General features: G+C 63.8%; 18 protein-coding genes. 13 read left to right on the top strand and 5 right to left on the bottom strand.

From position 1 onward, the window contains the following. Window positions 1-125: 125 nt before the first annotated feature. The 3 genes from ABFP37_RS10330 to ABFP37_RS10320 are packed head-to-tail and all read right to left on the bottom strand — an operon-like array spanning window position 126 to window position 3,220. A complete protein-coding gene (locus ABFP37_RS10330) occupies window positions 126-908 on the bottom strand; it encodes a carbon-nitrogen hydrolase family protein (protein WP_078027691.1) in 783 nt (260 codons plus the stop codon). Window positions 909-955: 47 nt separating this feature from the next. After that, on the bottom strand, window positions 956-2,311 hold the full coding sequence (locus tag ABFP37_RS10325; RefSeq protein ID WP_347033503.1) for an APC family permease: 1,356 nt from the start codon (window positions 2,309-2,311) through the stop codon (window positions 956-958). A 9-nt stretch (window positions 2,312-2,320) separates the two neighbouring features. Next, a complete protein-coding gene (locus ABFP37_RS10320) occupies window positions 2,321-3,220 on the bottom strand; it encodes a carbon-nitrogen hydrolase family protein (RefSeq protein ID WP_313902506.1) in 900 nt (299 codons plus the stop codon). 73 nt (window positions 3,221-3,293) lie between these two features. Between ABFP37_RS10320 and ABFP37_RS10315 the strand changes: the two genes are divergently transcribed. Further along, window positions 3,294-4,058 carry an FCD domain-containing protein gene (locus ABFP37_RS10315; RefSeq protein ID WP_347033502.1) on the top strand — a complete coding sequence of 255 codons (765 nt, stop codon included), beginning with the start codon at window positions 3,294-3,296 and terminating at the stop codon, window positions 4,056-4,058. Window positions 4,059-4,461: 403 nt separating this feature from the next. Next, window positions 4,462-5,439 (top strand): TM2 domain-containing protein, encoded by a 978-nt coding sequence (locus ABFP37_RS10310; protein WP_347033501.1) that lies wholly within the window; start codon window positions 4,462-4,464, stop codon window positions 5,437-5,439. 399 nt (window positions 5,440-5,838) lie between these two features. On the opposite strand, the gene ABFP37_RS10305 is transcribed toward ABFP37_RS10310, so the two are convergent. Further along, on the bottom strand, window positions 5,839-6,609 hold the full coding sequence (locus tag ABFP37_RS10305) for a VWA domain-containing protein (RefSeq protein WP_347033500.1): 771 nt from the start codon (window positions 6,607-6,609) through the stop codon (window positions 5,839-5,841). A 51-nt stretch (window positions 6,610-6,660) separates the two neighbouring features. Then, a complete protein-coding gene (locus tag ABFP37_RS10300; protein WP_347033499.1) occupies window positions 6,661-6,942 on the bottom strand; it encodes a hypothetical protein in 282 nt (93 codons plus the stop codon). 294 nt (window positions 6,943-7,236) lie between these two features. Between ABFP37_RS10300 and ABFP37_RS10295 the strand changes: the two genes are divergently transcribed. The 11 genes from ABFP37_RS10295 to ABFP37_RS10245 all read left to right on the top strand — a co-directional run bounded on the left by ABFP37_RS10295 (window position 7,237) and on the right by ABFP37_RS10245 (window position 18,057). Then, complete coding sequence (locus ABFP37_RS10295) at window positions 7,237-8,343, top strand: DUF475 domain-containing protein (RefSeq protein WP_347033498.1); 1,107 nt, start codon at window positions 7,237-7,239, stop codon at window positions 8,341-8,343. A 58-nt stretch (window positions 8,344-8,401) separates the two neighbouring features. Continuing rightward, a complete protein-coding gene (locus tag ABFP37_RS10290) occupies window positions 8,402-8,992 on the top strand; it encodes a TerD family protein (protein ID WP_347033497.1) in 591 nt (196 codons plus the stop codon). Between the two features lie 62 nt (window positions 8,993-9,054). Then, entirely contained in the window at window positions 9,055-9,636 is a 582-nt protein-coding gene (locus ABFP37_RS10285; RefSeq protein WP_347033496.1) for a TerD family protein, read from the top strand. A 68-nt stretch (window positions 9,637-9,704) separates the two neighbouring features. Beyond that, the gene (locus ABFP37_RS10280; protein ID WP_347033495.1) at window positions 9,705-10,286 is read left to right on the top strand and encodes a TerD family protein; all 582 of its coding nucleotides are present in this window, start codon (window positions 9,705-9,707) and stop codon (window positions 10,284-10,286) included. A 32-nt stretch (window positions 10,287-10,318) separates the two neighbouring features. Further along, on the top strand, window positions 10,319-11,515 hold the full coding sequence (locus ABFP37_RS10275; protein ID WP_347033494.1) for a toxic anion resistance protein: 1,197 nt from the start codon (window positions 10,319-10,321) through the stop codon (window positions 11,513-11,515). 34 nt (window positions 11,516-11,549) lie between these two features. Further along, window positions 11,550-12,071 (top strand): hypothetical protein, encoded by a 522-nt coding sequence (locus ABFP37_RS10270; protein WP_347033493.1) that lies wholly within the window; start codon window positions 11,550-11,552, stop codon window positions 12,069-12,071. Window positions 12,072-12,079: 8 nt separating this feature from the next. Further along, window positions 12,080-12,622: a TerD family protein gene (locus ABFP37_RS10265; protein ID WP_347033577.1), complete on the top strand. Its 543-nt coding sequence runs from the start codon at window positions 12,080-12,082 to the stop codon at window positions 12,620-12,622. A gap of 275 nt (window positions 12,623-12,897) precedes the next feature. Continuing rightward, a complete protein-coding gene (locus ABFP37_RS10260) occupies window positions 12,898-13,371 on the top strand; it encodes a hypothetical protein (RefSeq protein WP_347033492.1) in 474 nt (157 codons plus the stop codon). A 35-nt stretch (window positions 13,372-13,406) separates the two neighbouring features. Beyond that, window positions 13,407-14,588 carry an HpcH/HpaI aldolase/citrate lyase family protein gene (locus ABFP37_RS10255; RefSeq protein WP_347033491.1) on the top strand — a complete coding sequence of 394 codons (1,182 nt, stop codon included), beginning with the start codon at window positions 13,407-13,409 and terminating at the stop codon, window positions 14,586-14,588. Continuing rightward, complete coding sequence (locus tag ABFP37_RS10250; protein ID WP_347033490.1) at window positions 14,585-17,215, top strand: phosphoribosyltransferase domain-containing protein; 2,631 nt, start codon at window positions 14,585-14,587, stop codon at window positions 17,213-17,215. The genes ABFP37_RS10255 and ABFP37_RS10250 overlap by 4 nt, the downstream gene beginning before the upstream one ends. Next, window positions 17,212-18,057 carry an HAD family hydrolase gene (locus tag ABFP37_RS10245; RefSeq protein WP_347033489.1) on the top strand — a complete coding sequence of 282 codons (846 nt, stop codon included), beginning with the start codon at window positions 17,212-17,214 and terminating at the stop codon, window positions 18,055-18,057. Before ABFP37_RS10250 ends, ABFP37_RS10245 begins: the two co-directional genes overlap by 4 nt. Window positions 18,058-18,185 lie beyond the last annotated feature (128 nt).

The raw sequence follows: 18,185 nt of genomic DNA, 5'->3' as shown, positions 1-18,185 counted from the left end.
TCCAGGCACAAAGGCCCTCCTCCAAAGCCCCATTGATTGATCATTGCCCACGAACATGAAGGCAGCGATGGAACGCCCTTTGAAGAGGCTGTGAGAGCGCCACACGCCCAACAGTGGCGTCCGCGCTACGACAGCCTCCGCTGCCGGAACATCGGGAACAGCTCCCGGACCCTTGCCACTGTCTCAAGCGAGACATCCACCGCCCGCACGCCGGGTTCCAGCCCGAGGTCAGCTTCAACGACCCCCATAGGATCAACCAGAACGCTCCTGCCCACGGAGACCGGCGGTGCCTGGCACACCCCTGCCACGTACACGCTGTTCTCGATGGCGCGCGCCGCGTTCAAGGCCAGCCACTGTTCCGTTTTGTGCGTGCCCGGCACCCAAGACGAACAGACCAGCAGCACCTGGGCGCCGGCGTCGGCGATTGACCTGGCCAGTTCCGGGAACCGCAGGTCGTAGCACGTCATCAGGCCGAACCGCGCTCCCCCGGCCTCAAACACCACCGGGTCCGTGGAGGCACCCGGCTTGATGAACGTCGACTCCCCGAAGCCCTGCGCGTCGAACAGGTGGATCTTCCGGTAGAAAGCCAGCCGACCGCCGTCCGGCCCGAACGCCACCAGCGTGTTGTACGCCTTGCCCGGCTCGTCCGAGGTTTCCACCACGCCGGCCACCAGCGCGATGCGGTGGCGGCGGGCTATGCTGGCGAGTTCCTGGCCGACGGGGCCGTCCAGCGGCTCGGCCACCTCGGGGAACGACGCGTCCACCTTCTTCTTCTCATAGGTGGCGTACTCCGGGAAGGCGACCAGCGCGGCGCCGTCGCGGGCGGCCCCGGCGGCGAACCGGTCGATCGCGGCAAGGTTGGCCCGGATGTCGGTGCCCGACTCCAGCTGCCCGAGCGCTATCCTCACGGTTGTTCCTTCCCTTCGGTCAGCCCGCCCGGAACCAGACGTCCGGTTCAGGCGGCCGCCTCGACAGTCGCCTTTTCCGTGGCCGTCATTTCCGGCGGTGCCGCCTTGAAGCCGCGCGTGATCAGGCCCAGGACCACGATGCCCAGCACCAGCCAGGACAGTCCCAGCGTAATCGCGTTGCTGTCCAGCTGGGAGAGCAGGTAGGCGCAGACGATCGCTCCGATCACCGGGACCACCACGTAGGACACAACGTTCAGCTGGTGCCCGGCCCGGCGCTGGCGCACGTAGTGGAACACCACCGAGGCGTTGACCAGCGTGAACGCGGTGAACGCACCGAAGTTGATGAACGACGTCGAGGTGGCCACGTCCAGGAAGATCGCGATCAGGCCGATGATGCCGGTGACGATCAGGTTGACCACGGGGGTGTGGAACTTGGCGCTGAGCCGGCCGAAGACCGCCTTGGGCAGGACCGAGTCCCGGCCCATCGCGTACAGCAGGCGCGAGGCGCTGGCCTGCGCGGCGAGGCCGGAGGCGAACTGCGCCACCACCAGACCGGCCAGGAACACCGCGCCGAACAGCTGCCCGCCGATCTGCAGGGCGATGGAGCTGGCCGCGGAGGCCGAGTCCTCGAACACGCCGCCGGGGTGGACCAGCTGGGTCACGTAGGAGACGGTCACGAAGATGCCGCCGCCGATCAGGGCGATGAGCATGATGGCCCGGGGCATGTTCTTGCGCGGGTTGATGGTCTCCTCGGTGAGGGTGGTGACGGCGTCGAATCCCAGGAACGAGTACGCGGCGATGGCGGCTCCGGCGGAGATGGTGGCGACGCTGGAGGTGTCGTTGAAGAACGGCTGGGTGCTGGCCAGGCCGCCGGCGCCGGAGGTGGCCACCACGTTGCCGACGGACAGCGCCACGAAGAACACGATGACCAGCAGCTGGAACGCCATCAGCACGTAGTTGGCCTTGTCCGCCACCTTGATGCCCAGGATGTTCAGCACAGTGGTGATCAGGATGAAGCCCACGATCCAGACTCCGATGGGGATGCCGGGGAACTGCGCGGTCAGGTAGGAGCCGCCGATCAGCCAGATGACCATGGGCAGGAAGAGGTAGTCCAGCAGGATGGCCCAGCCCACCAGGAACCCGACCCGCGGATCGATGGACCGGCGGACGTAGGTGTAGGCGGAACCGGCCACGGGGTACGCGATGGCCATCCGGCCGTAGCTGTGCGCCGTGAACAGCATGGCGACCATGGCCACCAGGTAGGCCGCCGGCGATGCCCCGCCTGTGGTTTCGGCGATGATGCCGAAGATTCCCAGGACGATCAGCGGGGTCAGGTACGCCAGGCCGAACAGGACCAGCGAGGGCAGCTTCAGCGTGCGGGTCAGGGTGGGTGTTGTTGTCACGGGTTTTCCTTAGGCGTTGAAGGTCTGGGGAGCCCAGGTGGCGGGGTTGATCCGGCCCTGGTAGACGGGCAGTTCGACGGCGTCTTCGCCGTCGCGGAACTGGGACCAGGGGCGGTTGAGGTTTTCGGTGCCGTGCGTTCTGACATGCTCGACGGCGGCCAGGTCCAGTTCCGCGGTGAGCAGCACCGGGGCGTCGCCCTCGGCCTCGGCGAGCGTGTTGCCCTCCGGGTCGACGATGATGCTCAGGCCCTTGCCGGTGGGGCCGGCGCAGTTGACGCTGACCACGAAGACCTGGTTCACGATGGCGTTGGCCTTGGCGAGCACCAGCTCCTGTCGGCGGTCCGGCGTCGTGGTTTTCACGACGTTGAGGATTACCTCGGCGCCCATCCAGGCGAGCTGGCGGGACACCTCCGGGAACCACGCGTCGTAGCAGATGTTCAGGCCCACCCTGCCGACGCCGGCCAGGTCCACGGTGGTGAACCGGTCGCCGGGGTCGTAGGGCTCGAACGGGCGCCAGGGGAAGACCTTCCGGTAGTAGCCGGCGAGCTCCCCCGCCGGGGACAGGACCAGCTGGGTGTTGAACAGCTGCCCTTCCGGGCCTCGCTCGCACACGCTGCCCGGGACCAGCCAGATGCCCAGGTCCGCGGCAAGCTGCCGGAGCTCCTTGACCCGGGGTCCGTCCAGCGGCTCGGCGGAGGCCTGGAGCATTTCCGTGCGCTGCTGGTCGGGGTCGGAATCGCCGAACAGGTGCAGCTCGGGAAAGACCGCCAGCGTGCTGTGCGGCTGGACGGCGAGGGCGGCAGTGACCTCGTCCGCGAAGGCCGAGACGGGTTCGCCGATGAGCCGGGGCCGGGCCTGGGCCGCGATGAGGGGAAGGATGCGTTGCATGGTGTTCTCCGCGTTGGGGATGTGATCTGGACTATATTAGATCAGAATGATCCAATTATGGGAAGAGGCGGGATTGGGCCGTAAAGTAGCGGATATGACCCGTCAGTTGGAGGACACCGCCGACGCTTCGCCCATCGCCGCCGGCAGGCTTGCCGGCATCGACCGGCGCAGTGCCATCGATGCCGTCCGGCTGCGGATCGGCATGGCGATTTCGCTGGGGCTGCTGAAACCCGGCGAGCGACTGCCCGATCAGGAGGACGTGGCCCTGGGCCTGTCCGTCAGCCCGATCACCGCCCGCCGTGCGCTCGCAAGCCTGGCGGAGCAGGGCGTGGTGGTCCGCCGCCGCGGCCGGGGCGGCGGAACGTTTGTGGCCGATGATCCCCCGCGGAACGTGCTGGCCGAACTCTCGGCATCACCCGCCGAATCCCAGGCAGTGAACCGGCTGGTGGACCGGAGGCTGCTGTTCGAATGCGCCGTGACGCACTACGCGGCCATCAACGCCACGGCTGAACAGCTGGATGAGCTGGACCGGCTGACCCGCGACATGGCCCAGTCCTCGGACTGGTCCGACTACCACCAGGCAGACGAGCAGTTCCACCAGCTGGTGGGCACGGCGTCTGGGCTGGGGACCGCCGTCGAGGCTTATCACGAGACGCTGGCGGAGCTCTACGCCTACTTCATCCCCTACCCGATCGAGCTGCTGCACAAATCGAACTGCGACCACGTCGCGCTCGTGGCAGCCCTGCGCGCCGGCCACGGCGACGAAGCCGTGGAGATCGCCCGCAAGCACGTCGACATCCTGCACCGGACGATGTTCATGGGGCTGACCGACGGCGGGACTCACTCCGCCTCTGAGTGATGAGCGGTGTCCGGCGCATGACGGCGTCGACGGACCATAGGTGCCGCTCTTAGCCGGAGAAATGCAGATCAGAGCTGTGGTCCCTGACGCGCCAGCGCACTGGGGCTCGACGCTGCGCAAAACATTTGTCAGTCCGTCATTACTGGGCAAAGCCTTCCACAGTCCTGTGGCAATACTGCCTGAATCCAAGCCTGCGCCGAGGCATGCTTAAAGCCGGGCGGCTACACCGTAGACGCACTTCTGGGGGAAGCGATAGACACATGTGCATGCCATGGCGCCAAGCCATCCTTCCGCACCGTCCGCCGGCGAATCACCGGCGAACCTCTTCCAGCAGACCGCACATCCTCGCACCCACGACGCATTCCGGGGGCCCTGCATCGGGGCGCCCACTGAAAGGAACCCAATGAGCTCAACCGACCCCTACGCAAAGCGGCAGCAGCCGCAGGTCCCCTACGGGCAGACGCCCTCCTGCGGGCAGGCGCCAGTGACCACACAGCCTTACCCTGGTGCTCCTGGACTCCACCCGGGTGCCCCGGCACCCTACGCGGGAGTCCCGTCACCCTATCCAGGAGGCGCCGCACTGGGCGGATACGGCGTCAGCAATAAGTCTTTCCTCGTTACCTGGCTCCTCTCCCTGCTCGTCGGCGTGTTCGGCGTGGATCGTTTCTATCTGGGCAAAGTAGGCACCGGACTGCTCAAGCTGTTCACCTTCGGCGGCTTTGGTATCTGGGCCCTCATTGACCTAATCCTCGTTCTTACGAACAACCAGCGGGACAAGCATGGCCTCCCCCTGGAGGGCTACGACAAGCACAAGAAAGTCGCCCTCATCGTGACCGGCGTGGTCATTCTCCTCAGCATCATCTTCAACTCCACACGAGGTGCTTCAGCTCCCGCCTCCGCACCCCCCGCTGGGGCGCCTGCAGTACAAGCTCCGGCAGCGCCAGCCGCTCCGGCGGCCGCGCCTGCAGCTAAAGCTCCGGCTGCATCCTCGGGAAAGAAGGTCGGCGAGGCGTTCACTGCTGACATGGGCAACGGAAACACCGCCAAGATCACCATCCTGTCCGCCACCTACGGCGCCGCGATCACCACCGGCCCGTACGCCAGCCCGGCGAAGAACGGCGGCTACCTGACCCTCGATGTGCTCTGGGAGAGGGAGAAGGGCACGACCAGCAGCAACCCGCTGTACTTCAAGGCAAAGGACGCTGACGGCCGCTCCGCCAACGTTGAGCTCTTCGCGGATGACGTGATCGGATCCGGCGAGATCCCTGCCGGCGACAAGGCCCGCGGCAAAGTTGCCTTCGACATCAAGCCGGGCACTTCTACCGTCATCATCACAAATCCGATCCTGCAGGAAGTCGGACGCATCAGCGTGACCCCGTAGCGACGGACATTCCCAAAGCGTGGCCCCGATTGTGAACCGCACCCCGAAAGTTGGACACCTAATTAGGTTTCTGATTTTCGGAGGTGCGGTTCATTGTTGCGGGGACCGCCTTGTCGATTGGGGTTTGAATATCGTCAAAGCGAACAAGGCTCAGATCCTTGGGGATGCTCAGTCCCGTGCTATGCGCCGCATTGACTGGTCCGACTACCACCAGGCGGACTAGCAGTGCACAGGACGATGTTCGTAAGCCTCACGGAAGGCGGACCTCACTCCCCTTCTGAGTGATGAACGCCAGCCGGCGCATCCGCTGCAGCCGATGCGCCGAGAAGAGCTCGACTTGTGGACCGGGGAGGGCTTGAACCTCCCGCGCACCCTGCGGTCCTGCCTCCTGCGGGGGCTTTACTTGATGAGGCCCTTGCTGCGGACTTCCTTGAGCCAGTCCGGAAATTCCTCCAGCATCTTCTTGAACAGGACGGCATCGCTAATCGCGTCCACATCGCCGACGGGCTCGTAGTTGGCGTTGTCTACGAAGCGCTGCGTGAGCGTGTCCAGCTGCTCGAGAAATGCCATCGATTGCTGCCCGATGGAGAGAAATTTCCAGAAGATCGGGGCGGTGGACACTTCGGTCAACGCCCTAACGGCAGCGTCTTTGTTGTCGGGGGCTCCGTCGGTGAGGAACAGAACATACACCGGAATGTCTGCGGGCGCGGTCACTGCGGGGTCGGTCACACTGGGTTGTGCCTTGCCGAGTCCGAAGAACCCCCTTTTGGGTGGGGCTGGCGGCGCGAACCCGAAGTGATCCCTGATGGTAAGGAACGCATCGGCGTAGTTGGTGGTGCCCATACGCCGCCCCTTGGTCAGGCGGCCCACGGAGCCCGCAAAGTCGTCGATGCTGATCTCGCCCAAGTATGCGGCTTTGGAGTCGAAGACGAAGAAATCGATGGCTCCGTCGTCGTCAAACTGGGTTGCCAGGGCCAGTGCCTTTTCGACCAGGCGCTGCATAGCCCCTGAACCATAGACGTTGGTCATGGAGCCCGAGTAGTCCAGGCAGACGGCGACTTTCGCCGTCTGGCCGTTCAAACCGGAGAGATCGACGGCCTTAGAAGCGGTCTTGGCCAATGAGAGAAGACCCGGCGCCTTTGCGCTGATCTTGTCGAGGGAAAGTGCCATTGTTGTCCTATTCGTTGAGTGTTGCCTGCAAACCGATGAGCCGTGACCTGTTTAGTTTTGGCTGGTTAGCCGCATGTGCACGGCCACGAGAGCGGCTGCCTCGCCATCCGCTCGTGCATAGCGGACAATCGCCCGAATACATCCATAGAGGCCGAACACGATCGCTCCCCAGAAGACAACGTAGGTACCGCCTGATTTCGTCGCGGACGACAGTGTCCCCAGAGTCACGACCAGCCCTGCAGCAAAAATGGCGCCGTTAATCAGAGCAGAGTTTCGTGCTTTCCGGCGGATCGTGAAGGCCACCTCTTGAATCGTCCGACTGATTTCCGACATCTACTACCCCCATGAATTTACGAGCTCTCAGGCTGCCCCTCCGGGTAGCTCAAGAAATAACGTCCTGAGGCCAAAAGAGGAAGCAGTTACGAGTTAATGGTTCTTTCCTCAAGATTCGGGCAGGATCAGGAAAGGTTTTCCCAAGGGTGACATCCAAGGACCTCCGCAACCGTGTTCAAGGGCCGACTTGTGGCTAAGATGATCATCAAGTCAGGGGGGACTTACTCCTGGTAACACGTCGATGTCATGCCGCTGGCTCACGTGCGGACCCGGTTTACAGGAGTTGGATTCACAGTGTTTCTCAAAACTTTCGGGTGGTCGTTCGCGGTCACCCTCATCGCGTTGGTGGTCGCTTTTCTTTATGGCGGACCTCAGGCCCTGATCCTCTGCCTCATCTTGGGCATCCTTGAAATCAGCCTGAGTTTCGATAACGCTGTGGTTAACGCCCGCATCCTCGAGCGGATGAACCCGTTCTGGCAGAAGATGTTCCTGAGCGTAGGCATCATTATCGCCGTGTTCGGTATGCGCGTCCTTTTCCCCTTGCTCATCGTGGGAATCACCGCTGGCCTGAATCCGGTCGAAGCCGTCAGTTTGGCCATGGAAAAGGGTGACCCTCACACCCCGGGCAGCTACGGATACCTGCTGCACGAAGCCCACCCGCAGATCGCGGCCTTCGGAGGAATGTTCCTTCTGATGCTGTTCTTGGACTTCATCCTGGCCCACCGTGATATCAAGTGGATCAAATTCCTCGAGGTCCCGCTCGCGCGACTGGGCAAACTGGAAGGCGCATCCTTGATCATCGGAATGGCTGCGCTGGCCATCGCCGGGGCCGTAGCCGGTGAGAAGCAGGGCATCGTCCTGCTCGCGGGCCTGTTGGGCATGATTACCTACTTCCTCGTGAACGGCCTTGGAAACCTATTCGACGTCGATGAGGACGGCGACGTTGATGCCGCGGATGCGGACCTCGCGGTTCACTCGGGGCCCTCCGGCGCGGCCCAGCTGGCCGGCAAGGCGGCTCTGATGCTCTTCCTGTACTTGGAAGTCATCGATGCGTCCTTCTCCTTCGACGGCGTCATCGGAGCCTTCGCCATCACGTCCGACCCGATCATCATTGCCCTCGGACTGGGCCTCATCGGCGCTATGTTCGTCCGCTCCCTTACCGTATTCCTGGTCCGGCAGGGGACGTTGGACGAATTCGAATACCTGGACCACGGCGCGCACTGGGCCATCGGCGCCCTGGCAATCATCCTGATGGTCACCATCGTGGTTCCCGTCAACGAGATCGTTACAGGGCTCATCGGAGTCGTGTTTATCGGCGCGGCATTTCTTGGCTCGGTTCGACGCAATACGCGGGCACGTGCCGCCGAGCAGTCTCAATCACTTGAGCCTGCTCGCAGTTAGACCCCACCGTTAGATACAAAAAACACCACCAGCCACCACAAGGAAAGCGAGTAGTTCAATGGGTTTGAGTTTGCAAAAGGGCCAGTCGCTGTCACTGACGAAGCAGAACGGCGATTCACTGACGAACGTCCGTCTCGGTCTCGGCTGGGACTCCGCGGTCCCCGCGAAAAAGGGCTTCTTTGGCGGAAGCAAGACGGTCGAGATCGACTTGGACGCATCGGCCCTCCTGTTTGATGCTCAAGGCCAGCACCTCGACACGGTCTTCTTCAACCAGCTCGCGAGCAAGGACGGTTCCATCCGACACACGGGTGACAACCTGACAGGCGAAGGCGACGGCGACGACGAGACGCTCACGGTGAACTTGCCTAATGTGTCTCCGGCCGTCGCGCACATCGTTTTTGTGATCACGAGCTACAGTCAGCAGACCTTCGACATGGTTCAGAACGCATTCTGCCGCGTCATCGACGACTCGGCGGCGGGGAGTCCCGAAGTCGCCCGCTACGACCTCACCGAATCCGGACGGTACACCGCGATGGTCATGTCGAAGCTTTCGCGAAACGGGAACGTCTGGAACTTCCAGGCCATCGGCACGCCGGCTAATGGACGGACGCCCGGCGAAGTGCGCGGCGCCGCGGCATCTTCCCTCTAGTCCAATCGGACGAGCGCTCCATAGCGCTATCGAATGTACACAACAAACTGAAGGAGTACGTCTTGTCTAGCCTGACTCTGAGCAAGGGCAGCAACCTGTCCCTCACGAAAGCCGACCCGGGGCTCCGCAAGGCCATGATCGGCCTCGGATGGGATCCGCGGACCACCGCTGGCGAACAGTTCGACCTCGACGCCTCGGCTCTGCTCGTCCGCACCGACGGCAAAGTCCGCTCCAACGATGACTTCATTTTCTACAACCAGTTGTCCTCGCCCGACGGGTCGATCGTGCACCAGGGCGATAACCGCACCGGAGAAGGTGAAGGCGACGACGAACAAATCCTGATCGACCTCGATAACGTTGCGGCAGACATCGCGAAGATCGTCATCGTCGTGTCGATTGACCAGGCAGAGGCGCGCCGCCAGAATTTCGGCCAAGTACGCGATGCCTTTTGCCGGGTCGTAAACCAGGAAACGGACAACGAAGTTGTACGCTACGACCTCACTGAAGATGCGGCAGCCGAAACGTGCATGATCTTTGCTGAGATCTATCGAAACGGCGGCGAGTGGAAGTTCCGGGCCGTGGGGCAGGGATACGCCTCAGGCCTCCGCGGCGTGGCCACCGACTTCGGCATCGCGCTGGACTAGAAGTCGGTGGCCCGGCGACGCCGGGCCACCGCACCGCACTTTCACCAGATTGAACAAGGAGAACAACCATGGCAGGCCTGACTCTTACCAAAGGCAGTAACCTCTCGCTCACCAAGACCGATCCGGGGCTGAACAAGGTTCTCGTCGGGCTGGGGTGGGATCCCCGTACCACCACAGGTGACGCCTTCGACCTGGATGCCTCTGCCCTCCTCCTAGGCGCCGACGGCAAAGTCCGCAGCTCCGCGGACTTCATCTTCTACAATCAGCCGGCGGCAGCCGACGGCTCAGTAGTTCACAAGGGCGACAACCGATCCGGTGAGGGCGACGGCGACGACGAGGTGGTCGCCGTCGAGCTTTCTGCCGTGGGCGCGGATGTTGAGCGAATTGTCTTCGTGGTCTCCATTGACCAGGCTGACACCCGCCGTCAGAACTTCGGCCAAGTGCGGTCGGCCTATTGCCGCGTGGTCAACCAGGAAAGTGACGCGGAAGTAGTCCGCTACGACCTGAGCGAAGATGCGGCGCCGGAGACCTGCATGATCTTCTCAGAGCTCTACCGCCACAACGGCGAGTGGAAGTTCAAAGCCGTCGGCCAGGGATACGCCACAGGCCTCGCCGGCATCGCCGCGGACTTCGGCGTCCAGCTCGGCTAAGAGCCCGAGACCACAGAAAGAGAGAAGCGAAAATGAGCATGCAACTCACCCCACCCGAAACGTCGGCCTCGAACCCCCTTGTGCTGAACGCTCCGGAGGCTCCCGGCATCGTCAAAGAAGACGATGCCCCCGGAATGGTCCCGGTTCCGGCCGAACGCCAGCAGGAAATAAACGCGCAGGCTCGTGCGTTCATCACCGAAGTGTCGGCCATGAGCCCGTTCAGCCCCGAATACTCCAGCAAGATCGATGGCATCAACCGGCTAGGCGGCCAGCAGCTCGTGGCATCCGCCAACACTTCAAGCCGGCTGCTGGAGCGGTCGTCCACCTCGCTGGCCGGCGCGAAGAAGTCCGGCAGCAGTGCCCAGGTGCAGGTCGCCTCCACGCTCGGTGAGCTTCGTTCCACCGTGGAAGACCTGACGCCGAACAACGCTGACTTGGGCGTCGGCCGGAAGATCCTCGGAATTATTCCCGGCGGCAACAAGCTGGCCAAGTACTTCCAGAGATATGAGAGTGCCCAGACTCAGCTCGATAAAATCATCAAGTCCCTGATGGCAGGTCAGGACGCCCTGCTGAAGGACAATGCCTCCCTTGCACAGGAAAAGACCCAGCTGTGGGAGACCATGCAGGGGCTGAGCGAATATGCAGTATTTGCCAAGGCTCTGGACACGGCAACAGCCAGCAGGATCGATGAGATGAAGATGCAGGGACAGATCGAAGAGGCAGGCAAACTCGACTCTGACGTGCTGTATCCGATCCGTCAGCGCCACCAGGACATTCTGACGCAACTGGCCGTCTCCGTTCAGGGCTACCTGGCCATTGACATGATCCGCAAGAACAATACCGAACTGATCAAGGGCGTCGAACGGGCACGTACCACCACGATCTCTGCGCTGCGGACCGCCGTCATCGTGGCCCAGGCCCTGGCGAACCAGAAGATGGTGCTGGACCAGATCGATGCCATCAACACAACGACGAACAACATGATCCTCAAGACAAGCGAAATGCTCAAGGATCAGACCGCGCGGATCCACCAGCAGGCAGCGAGCTCCGGTGTCAGCGTGGAAACGTTGCAGAAAGCGTTCGACAACGTCTTCCAGACCATGGACGCCATCGACACCTTCCGTTCCCAGGCCAACAAGAGTATGGAAGGCACCGTGCATGCCCTCGAAACCGGGCTGGAGCGGGCCCGCCCCTACCTGGACAGGGTGCGGCAGCAGGAGGGGAATTAGTGGCCGTCAGCCCACAGCAATAGGCTTACAGGCTATGGTCGCAAATTTCTTAGGTTCACTGTTCGGCGGCGGAGCGGCACCCCGCTCCGCCGTCGTTGCGGGAACCGAATCTCCACTTGTCGCGGATCCGGCTGCGGACGAACTGGCAGTCACCGAGGCCGCACTCGAAGAGCTGCGGCGGATGGTGCTGGGCAATGGCGCGCAACTGCCCACCATCGTGGTGTCACGACTCCTGCAGTTGGCCGACATCCTGCGTGCCCTCCTTGGCTATATCGGCCGGTCGGGCGCATCGACGGAGCAGCGCGTCCTGCTGAACGCAGTCATCACCGACTATCTGCCGTCCCCGCTGCGGGCCTATCTGATGCTGGCCGCTGGGTCGCGGCGAGACGATTCCACCGAGACGACGGCGTTGCTGGAACAGTTCGACACGCTCTACTCCACCGTCAAGAACCTGGACAACCAGGTCCGTACGGGGGCCATTACGGAACTAGCAGTCCACGGCCAGTTCCTCAGGGACAAGTTTGATATTGATGGTCTTCATCTGGAAGGACACTAGTGGCTTCTATGGTCGCGGGCAGCAACGCCGCCCTTACTGCTGAGAACCCCGGGCTGGAGAAAGTGCTGCTGGGGATCGGCTGGGACATGGTCCCTAGCCGCGGCGCACAGGCAGAGCTGGTTCCGATGGTAATCATGTGCGGAACGGACGGCCGCGCCATTTCGGATGACCATCTGGTTTTCTTCAACCAGATCGCCAGCCCCGATGGCAGCATTTCCTTCGTGGGAGCGGAAGACCAGGAACAGATCGACGTCGACCTCAAGAGGGTGCCCGAGGCGGTCCACAAAATCGCCGTGCTGTTGTACGTGGATCCGGAAGTGCGAAGCCCGGGTACGTTCGGTGCCGTGAAGAACGCCTACCTGCGGGTCGCCACCGAACAAAACCGGGAGCTCCTGCGCTTCATTGTTCCGCGCGGGAACCTCGACAAGATCAACGCCATGATTCTCGGGGAGCTCTACCGACACGCAGGGGGCTGGAAGTTCCGTGCCCTCGGTCAAGGCTATGAGGCCGGACTCGCGGCCGTTGCCGCCGACTTCAAGTTGAGGCTCTGAATATGGCGTTGAACCGAACCTCGCTGCGGACCGACATTGGATACCTCAGCCGACGCCGGAAAGCGGTGGCCCAGCCCGAGCCTTTTCGACCCACGTCGCAAAGTACAGCCCCGTCCTTACACCCCGGCGCAAGCCGGGCTGGTTCCGGAGGGCTCACGCTCGCTACCAGCCCGGCGCCCACACCGTCCACCAAGGCGTCCGTGGCTTCAAAGCCCGGACCCCGACCCATGTCGGAGCGGCTGTTCCCAGCCCCGGAATTTGGCAGCGTCCGCGAGTTGGGGGAAGCTAACCCGGTAGTGCGCCTGAACGCCAGGCAATCCGCGATTGGCTCGCTCCTGGTGACCGGGGCTCGATCCGTGGCATGGGAGGACCAGCAGCTCACCACGGGTGCCCTCCACGTGGAAGGGCACAAGGCCGGCACCGCCGTCGTCACCCCAGGAAACCGGCCGCTGGCCGGAGTGCAGGACGGGGCCGGAATCGTGTCCCTGCGCCATACCCGGCTCCTGCGCCGCATCCTGTTCATCGCGGGGGACACTCCGCTGACGGTGGGAGTCTTCGACGGCGCGGCCGCCGCGGTGGCTGCCCGGAACCATGCCGGGTTGCGGAGCGTTCTGTATCTTATGCGGGTCGGCGCGGTCCTTGAACTCCGCACTGAGTTCGTCCCCGCAGACGCCTCCGACGCAGCCATCTGGGCCATCTTCGGATTCACGATGACCATTCCACTGGACCAACGGGTCCTCCTGCGCTGATCCGGCAGCGCACTACTGTTAACAACTAGGGGACGATGCAGCACTTCAAAGCCTTGGCCGAATCCGTCAAGGATCGGCTCTTCCACCTGCGCCCCGAACTGCTTCACCGCACCTCGGAGCCCGGTCTGCTGGCCGTCGCGCTCGGTGCCACCCTGTACTCGCCGGCCACGAGAAGCTCACTGGCACATGGAATCCGGAAACAAGCTGAGGCGGGGTGCCTCAGCATCGTCGTCTGCCTCGAAGATGCCGTACCCGACGACGAAGTGGCCGCCGCAGAGGAGAACCTGCTCGCTGCACTGGCCGAACTGTCCGTGGACGATCCGGGCGAGCTCCCGCTGATCTTCATCCGGTGCCGTACGCCCGAACAGTTGCTCGACGTCGGACGCAGGGCAGGTGCGGCCCTCGGAGTGGTGTACGGCTTCGTCCTGCCCAAGTTCGAGAACGAGACAGGGCGCGGGCGTGCCTTCCTGGCGGCACTGGAGCTATTGAACGAGGAAGCCGGACGCACCGAGGGCTCAAAGCAACAGGCCTTGAGGGCGATGCCTATCATCGAGGACCTTTCGACAACCCATCTGGAGTCACGCGTCCGGGTGCTGACAGACAACCTGGCCTTGGTTGAGGAGTTCCGTGAACTGGTGTTGTGCGTCCGGATCGGTGCCACGGACATGTCCAGTGCCTTTGGCCTGCGGCGTTCTCAAGACCTGACTATCTACAACGTCAAGGTTGTCGCGAATATCATTGGCGACGTCGTGAACATCTTCGGCCGCCCGCATGACGGCTGGGTCATCTCCGGCCCCGTCTGGGAACACTTCGTCAATACGGAACGGGTCCTGCGGCCCCAACTGCGTTCCACCCCCTTTGAGGCGGTCAACGAGGGCGAACTCCGGAAGCGCATTCTGATGGACAACCTGGACGGCCTGATTCGCGAGATCGAATTGGATCTTGCGAACGGCTTGCTGGGCAAGACCGTCATCCATCCAAGTCACGTGCCGGTGGTGCACGCCATGTGCGTCGTGAGCCACGAGGAATACCTCGATGCCCTAGACATAGCCGGGAGCGCAGGCGGAGGCGTGAAGGCGTCGTCCTATGGAAACAAGATGAATGAGTTGAAACCGCACCGTGCATGGGCGGAGCGCACCCTGTTGCGTGCCAGGGCCTTCGGCGTCGCGAGGCCCGGCGTCAGTTTTGTCGAACTACTGGAAGCGAGCATGCGGTGAAGCAACTCTCTACGGATGCTCCCTGGAGCGGCGGCTACGTGCGCGATGCCCTCGGCGTCAACGTGGTCTCGGACCGCAGTCGCAGTGTGCTGCCCGTAAAGGCACTGGTCGGGCTGGCGCTGCGCCGCAATCCCAAAAGGGCCCACCTGCTCGTCTCCCGGGTGCTCGCCAAGCATGTCCCCACCGAACCCGGGATCGCGACGGCGGCGGGGCAACTTCTGGGGCTCTTGGTCCGCAGGGAACTCGAACTCCCCGCGGGTGCCAGTCCGGACGCCGGGGCCGGATCACTGACCGCCGTCATTGACGAGGCCGCGGGCAGGCTGGCGCGCCTGCTGGACGGCGGCACCTCACTGAACGGCGAAAGCGGCCCGGATGAGGACGGTCGACGCTGCAGGCTCGCCGACGTGGCCCGCCTGGGCGAACTGCTCGTCCAATGGCAAACAGAACTTCCCGGCGTCGTGACCATCGGCTACGCGGAAACCGCCACCGGGCTTGGCCACTTGGTTGCCGGGCAACTGGGGACCTATTACATTCACTCCACGCGACAGAGCAGCGACGGGGTGGAGCCCTACGGCGCGTTCGAAGAAACGCATTCGCACGCAACCTCCCACCAGTTGCTGCCGACCAGCCGCGCCGCTTTGAAGCTAGCCGAGACCGTGGTCCTGGTGGATGACGAACTGAGCACCGGCGCCACGATTATCAACACGATCCGCGAACTCCATCGCACCGCACCTCACCGCCATTACGTCGTCGCCTCCCTAGTGGACCTGCGCTCCAACGCAGACCGGGACCGCCTTGATGACTTGGCACGCGCACTCGGCGCCAGGATCAGCTCCGTGGCACTGGCGCAGGCAAGCATCGACCTGCCGGAAACGCTCGCTTCGGACGCGGCGGTGCTGATCAGCAGCATCCCGGTCCCGCGCCCACCGGTCCCGGGACGGGGCCGAATCCAGCTGCTGGACCTACGCGGAATCGTGCCACCAATCCGCAGCGCCCGCTTTGGCGTTGCCGGTCGTCCCGATCCAGACCAGGCGGAGCGCATCGCGGGCGCGCTGGCCACGGCCCTTGGCAGCAAGGGCGAGGCGGGGGCCCGGGTGCTGATCCTCGCCACTGAGGAATTCATGGCGCTCCCCCTTGCCGTCGCCACTTGGCTGCAGGACCTGCGCCCTGACGCCGATATCCGCTATTCCACCAGTACCCGCTCGCCAATCGCCGCGCTGGACGAACCGGACTACGCGATCCGTTCAGCAATTGCCTTTGGCAGCGACGACGATGTCCCGGACGGGCCCGGTCCGCGGTTTGCCTACAACTTCATGCACCCCGAAGGGCGCTTCGATACAGTGCTGATCATGGCGGAACCCGGCACTGCGGAGTCCGGGCTCCTGGGCCCCGGGAAGATCGCCGAGGCCGTTTCGGGCAGCGCCGACGATGTCCGGCTGGTCATGTTGACGGCAGAGCCACCGTTCCCGGCGCCACTGCTCGGCCCCGCTTTCGGCTCCTATTTGCCGGAAGACGTCGAATGGCTACTCAAGGACCTGAGTTCCGCGCAGCTGGAAGCGCCCAGGGAAGAGCGTGAAGCCGCCATCCAGTCCGGCAAGGCCAGTTACGCCGAATCGCTGCCGCAGGAGTTCGAGCCCTCGGCTGAGTACGGCGCCTTGTTCGAGGCCGCCCTGGAGAGCACCGCCGTCCGGATTGCGCACGCCGTCGGAACGCTTACCGAGCAGGTCCTGAAGCTGCGCGGCAACGCACCCGTGCTGGTTTCCCTCGCCCGTGCCGGAACTCCCGTGGGCATCCTGATGAAGCGTTGGGCCTGGGAAGTCCACGGATTGAAGCTGCCGCACTATGCCATCAGCATCGTGCGCGGGCTCGGCATCGACCAGACCGCCCTCGGATATCTCGCGTCCCGGCACCGCCCGGACGACATCATGTTCGTTGACGGCTGGACCGGCAAGGGAGCCATCGCCCGCGAGCTCGCCGCCGCAGTCGAACTCTTCCGTCAGACCGACGGTCCTGCGTTCCGGCCCGACCTCGCGGTCCTCGCGGATCCCGGGCGCTGCGTCCGGATCTTCGGCACGCGGGAGGACTATCTCGTCCCCTCGGCTTGTCTTAACTCGACCGTCTCCGGTCTCATCTCCCGCACTGTCTTCAACCAGGCGCTGATCAGCCCCGGAGATTTCCACGGGGCCAAGTTCTACTCGGAGTTGGCCGGCAGCGACGTCTCCGGCGACTTCCTGGCAGCTGTCACAGCCGAGTTCCCCGGCGTCCGGGACGACGTCCTGCGGGCAGCAGCGCACGCCCCCTCAGATATCGCGGGGCTCCCGGAAGCCGACTGGGCCGGATGGTCCGCCGTCGAGCAGATCAGCCGAAGCTTCGGCATCAACAACGTGAACCTGGTCAAACCAGGTGTCGGCGAAACTACTAGGGTCCTTCTGCGGCGCGTGCCTTGGAAGGTGCTGGTCCGCCCCGAGGCCGCGCCGGAGCTCGCCCATGTGCTGCATCTGGCCGAACAGCGCGGCGTCGATGTGCTGGAGGTCCCTGACCTGGCCTATAGCTGCGTCGGACTGATCCATCCGCTGCACACGCCGGGCGCAACCGGCGCCGATGGCAGGGCCGTGGTGGGCGTATGAGCGCTCACACAAGCGGCGCGGCGGTCATGGTGGCCAGCGACCTGGACCGCACGTTGATCTATTCGGCGAACTCCATGGCGCTCGTGGGAAGCGACCACCTGGCGCCCCGCATGGTGGTCGCCGAGGTGTATGACGCAGCACCGCTGTCCTTCATGACCCGGACAGCGGAGGAGCTGCTTGAGGGGATCGTGGAGCGGAGCGTCTTCGTGCCCGTCACCACCCGCACCCGGGCGCAGTTCTCACGGGTTCGGTTGCCCGGCAGCGGCCGCGGATACGCCGTGACGACGAACGGTGCCGTGCTGCTGCACGACGGCGAGCCGGACGGCGACTGGTCGCGGCACATCCAGCGGTCCTTGGGGTCAGACTGTGCGCCCTTGGACGATCTGCTGGGCCACCTGAGAGGCGGCGCGGCAGTCCCCGCCATCCTGAGAATCCGGACCGCAGAAGATTGTTTTGTGTACTCTATCGTTGACCGGGAGGCGCTGCCCGTTGCGTATCTGGACGAGCTCGGCGCTTGGTGCGAGGCCCGAGGCTGGACGACGTCGTTGCAGGGGCGGAAGCTCTACTGCGTGCCGGCCCCGATCACCAAGGAAGCCGCTGTGGACGAGGTCCGGCGGCGGACCGGGTCAGGTCTCCTTGTAGCCGCGGGCGATTCCCGGCTGGATGCGGGCATCCTCGAGCTGGCGGACATCGCGATCCGTCCATCGCACGGCGAACTCGACACCGACTCGTTCACCCTGCCGCACCTGACTGTGACTTCGGCTTCCGGAGTGCTGGCAGGCGAGGAGATCCTGCGTTTCGTCAGCGGCGTCCTGGCGGAAACTCTGATTCCGATCCCCTAGTTCGTCGACGAGCAGAAGCCGTGACCCGACCACGTTCTAACCGGCTGCCGTCGGAGAGGCTACGAACTCCTGAAGTCCAAGTGCACGAAGCATCTGCCGAGCGAACTCGTACTCGAGGGGCTAGACCA

Origin of the sequence: Burkholderia sp. RS01 (assembly GCF_039748055.1) — a bacterium.
Lineage (GTDB): Bacteria > Actinomycetota > Actinomycetes > Actinomycetales > Micrococcaceae > Arthrobacter.
Note: the sequence above shows the minus strand (reverse complement) of the source record. Positions and strands in the feature narration are given on the sequence as shown.